The sequence below is a fragment of the Pediococcus stilesii genome (genome assembly GCF_001437075.1).
GTDB classification, from domain to species: domain Bacteria; phylum Bacillota; class Bacilli; order Lactobacillales; family Lactobacillaceae; genus Pediococcus; species Pediococcus stilesii.
In genome coordinates this window covers 1-4,092 of the sequence record NZ_JQBX01000035.1, presented here as the reverse complement: position 1 = coordinate 4,092, position 4,092 = coordinate 1, and the positions used below count along the sequence as shown (strand labels likewise).

The following is a 4,092-nucleotide window of genomic DNA, read 5'->3' as shown; positions in this document are numbered from 1 at the left end:
CAACACAGCCGACGCAGCCGACGCAGCCAACACAGCCGACGCAACCAACGCAGCCGACGCAACTAAAGATAACTAAATTTAAGTTTGATAATAATTGGAGCCAAAAAGAATCATCAAACCATTCTGAATCAAAAAAACAAGTATCCAAAAATATTGAACATTCTAAACGTAAAAAAACTTTGCCACAAACTGATGAAAAGTCGAAAAATTCTATTTCAATTCTTGGTATTCTATCATTAGTTTTAAGCTTTTTTATGGGTTGGGGATTTTTCAATAAAAATAGACAAAATTGATACTATTCATAGTAAAAAAGCTTGCAAATAGGAGGTACCAATAATGCATTATTTTGTAACTTCTAGGATTGATAGCTTAACCTCAGCCATTGAATTAGCTGAAATCAAACGATTAAATATTTTTAAATCATTGAATATTTCAGCTAAAATTCTTACTCTTGAATATTCTCGCTATCAACAGATAATATGGAAAGACTTGAATATCGATGGTGCGGTCCTTAATCCTATAGCTTACTTACAAAAATTATGTCTTAAAAAACTTGACAAGAATGATGTGATCAAAAAAATATTAAGTGATGACAAACTAACTATTAAAGAAAATGAAGGATTTATTGACCAAAAAATTCGAATTAAAATCGTAGAATACAAAAATGAAATTGATTATGTAACTTATTTTGATCGTTGGGGGTTTACAGACCGCCGAGACTTCTATGTCAGTAATCGCTTAAGTTATACTGAATATTTTGATGATGGAGGTAAGCTAGTTACCCGAACTTATTATAATTGTAAGGAAATTCCATTTCTGATTTACCACTATCGTGGTGGTGCAGGTAACGTTCCAGTTTTGACCTTAATTCAACTAAATCATCTGGATCATTGGTATCAATTTGACCAAGAAGTAGACTTTAGAGCTTACTTCTTAGATTATTTATCCCAAAAGGATCCAGACATAGTTTTTTATTCAGATCGAGAAGACTATGCACTTGAACCTTTTGAACTAATGAAACTACCAGCAAAACGATACGTTATTTTACATTCAGCATTTACCGAAAACTCACAAGCACATGGAAAACCTTTTCCATATATAAAAAAAATGTTCACTTTAGGTAAGAAAATTGATGGGGTAATATGCTCAACCCAACAAGAAACCTTGGATCTTCAGAAGCGACCTGAAATGAAGGTTCCTTGTTATACGATTCCAGTTAGTTATTTAGAGAATGAATTATTGATGCAAGAAAATTCGTTTCAAAACAGGATCCCAGGACAACTAATTGCAGTAGCACGACTAACCTCTGTTAAGCAACTGGACCACTTAATTAATGCTGTGGTTCTAGTTCACCAAAAAATACCTTTTGTAGATTTAAAGATTTATGGATACAATGATAATTGGCAAAATTATGAAACATCCACTAGACTGCATAAACTGGTTAAAGATTGTAATGCTAATAAATACATTCATTTCTGTGGTTATCGAGCAAATCTATCAACCATATACCAGACAGCAGATATTGAAATTTTAACAAGTGCCTACGAAGGATTTTCAATGGCCGTTTTAGAAGCACTAGGATATGGTTGCCCCGTAGTTAGTTACGATATTAATTACGGGCCTAAGGAACTTATTAAAAATAACAAAACAGGAAACCTCATTCCAGCTGGAGACGCTTGGTCATTACAAAAGACATTACTCCATCTACTAAGTAATCGTGATACATTGAAATACTATGGACTTAATACAAAACAAACACTGTCAGATTATTCAAGAACTAATGTAACAAAAAAATGGTTGGGTTTTATTAATGGAATTAACTCACAATAATTAAAATAAAAAATTGCTAATTTTCATGAAATTTAGACGAAAAAGCACGTTTTTGTACCTGTACAATATTTGGTGTGATAGAAGAAATTCTATTGCACCATTTTTATTTTGGACAAAACAAAAAGGACATCGTCTTTTTTGCTACAATGAATTCACCACAAAAACATTGAAAAGAGTAAAAATGATGTATGATGTTTGAAAATTTTTTTGTAGACTTCAATTAAATCATGATTAGTTACTTATAAGCTTGTACTTTCAGCATTCTTCAATCACGGGAACTTTAACTTCATACCTGGTAATAGATTGTTTAAAGCAAATACATTTAGAAAAGGTGTGTTGGGATTATTTTCATAACGTTGAATACTTGAAATAGTTCTTTTCTTTCTAGTGCAAAAAATTTTCTAAAAGTTCTCTAGTGTAGTAAGCTTGAATTATCTTTAATATAGAAGGTGCTTACTATGACAATCAATAACGATCACTATAGTGAAGAAAAATTATTAAAAAATTTCTTTCCTGACATTATTAATAACCCTATGGAGCTGGAACAAAAGTTAACAAAAGTCTATGAAATTGAGCATTCTTTACAAACGCTGATGACTCTATGTGGTCAACAAGATGGTATTCCCGACTTAAACGAAACTCCTTTTCGAGTTATTAAGGCCTTCTTAGAATATACAGTTGGCTACCGTGAAAATCCCACAGAACACTTAGAAAAAACTTTTGATATTAGTCAAAATGACCCAATTATTGTAAAAGATATTGAGTTTTATTCAATGTGCGAGCATCACTTTGCTCCCTTTTTTGGGGTAGCACATGTTTCCTATATTCCTGACAAAAAGGTAACGGGTTTATCAAAAATTGCCCGTGTTGTTGAAGGTTATGCTCGCCGTTTTCAAGTACAAGAAAGGTTGACCAATCAAATTGCCGATGCCGTCCAATCTGTATTAAAACCAAAAGGCGTTATCGTTGCTATAGAGGCCAAACACTTATGTGTTTCTAGTCGTGGCGTTAAAAAGGAAGAGGCTAAAACTTTCACCGTTGTCAGTCACGGCGTCTATTCTGATAATCCACAATTACGTTCTGAATTTATGATGGCCATCAAGTGAGGTGTTTACCATGAAAATAGATAAGGTTGTCTTAATCACGGGAGGCTCCCAAGGAATTGGTGCGCAGACGGCGCGAACACTTGCCAAAGCAGGATACCAACTGGCATTAAATTATCGCCACAACGAAGAAAAGGCGCTTACATTAAAACAAGAATTAACTATGACTTATCAGATCAAAGTTCAGCTCTATCAAGGTGATATCAGTTCAGAAAATGACGTTAAAAGAATTGTAACTGGTATTAAAGAAGATTTTGGCCGTTTAGATATTCTTATATTGAACGCCGGTCCCTTTATCCATGAAGAAATTAAGATAAAGGATTACACTGTATCACAATGGCATAATATGATTGCCACTAATTTGAACAGTTTCTTTTACCTTGTTAAGGAGTTCTTACCAAGAATGGAACAACAAAACTGGGGTCGGATTATTACCTTTGGCTATGATCAAATTGAGAACATCTCCGGCTGGCCACTAAGAGGTGCCTACGCCGCTGCTAAAACAGGTGTCGCTGCTGCCATGCGAAGTTTAGCTACAGAGGAGAAGTCCTACAATATCACGGTGAATATGGTTTGTCCAGGCGATATCAAAGCCAACGAAAAAGAGGCTACAATTAAAACAGCTCGTCAACAAACCTCGGATACTGAAAAAAGAAAAGCAACTGGTGAAGATATTGCACGTGTTGTTACTTTCTTATGTTCCGTTGATTCAGACTACCTTACAGGCAATATCATTAACCTCTCTGGCGGTGAGAATATCATTGCGCGAAAGCAATTTAAATAATAGTCATTAATTATGGCTAACTGATTCTAACACCATTGAATATTTGGATTCTACAATATCTGTTGTTGGTAATAGACTTTGTCTATTATCAATGACAGATTTTTTGGTTATTATTAAAGAAAACAAAAAAACGGATATTCCCATCCGTTCCTCAAGTCAACCACTACGAAGATTTTTAGAAAGAAGGAGATATCCTTATGATTAATAATACTGCTAAGTCATTACTAGGTATAGAAGATAAACACATTAAAATTGACGATGAAGCTGAAATTGTCGATGGTGTCATTAGATTAACTGGCATTTTAGACTATTAGCCGGAGACTTGTCATCATTGTGGGGTTATCAATGAAGGACAAATTATTAATTATGGTTGGC

4 protein-coding genes are annotated in these 4,092 nt (G+C 34.0%); all 4 read left to right on the top strand.

Annotation, left to right across the window (positions count from 1 at the left end):
• A partial coding sequence (locus IV81_RS09090; protein WP_157059770.1) for an LPXTG cell wall anchor domain-containing protein occupies positions 1–293 on the top strand: 293 nt, incomplete at its 5' end.
• 43 nt (positions 294–336) lie between these two features.
• Positions 337–1,830, top strand: a complete 1,494-nt coding sequence (locus IV81_RS09085) for a glycosyltransferase (RefSeq protein ID WP_057804403.1) — start codon at positions 337–339, stop codon at positions 1,828–1,830.
• 458 nt (positions 1,831–2,288) lie between these two features.
• A complete protein-coding gene (gene folE, locus IV81_RS09080; protein ID WP_057804401.1) occupies positions 2,289–2,936 on the top strand; it encodes a GTP cyclohydrolase I FolE in 648 nt (215 codons plus the stop codon).
• A gap of 10 nt (positions 2,937–2,946) precedes the next feature.
• Positions 2,947–3,717 (top strand): SDR family oxidoreductase, encoded by a 771-nt coding sequence (locus IV81_RS09075; RefSeq protein WP_057804399.1) that lies wholly within the window; start codon positions 2,947–2,949, stop codon positions 3,715–3,717.
• Positions 3,718–4,092: the final 375 nt, after the last annotated feature.

Excerpts from the sequence above, each read along its gene's own strand:
- IV81_RS09085 (WP_057804403.1), top strand. The coding sequence starts at position 337 with ATGCATTATTTTGTAACTTCTAGGATTGATAGCTTAACCTCAGCCATT.
- folE (WP_057804401.1), top strand. The coding sequence starts at position 2,289 with ATGACAATCAATAACGATCACTATAGTGAAGAAAAATTATTAAAAAAT.
- IV81_RS09075 (WP_057804399.1), top strand. The coding sequence starts at position 2,947 with ATGAAAATAGATAAGGTTGTCTTAATCACGGGAGGCTCCCAAGGAATT.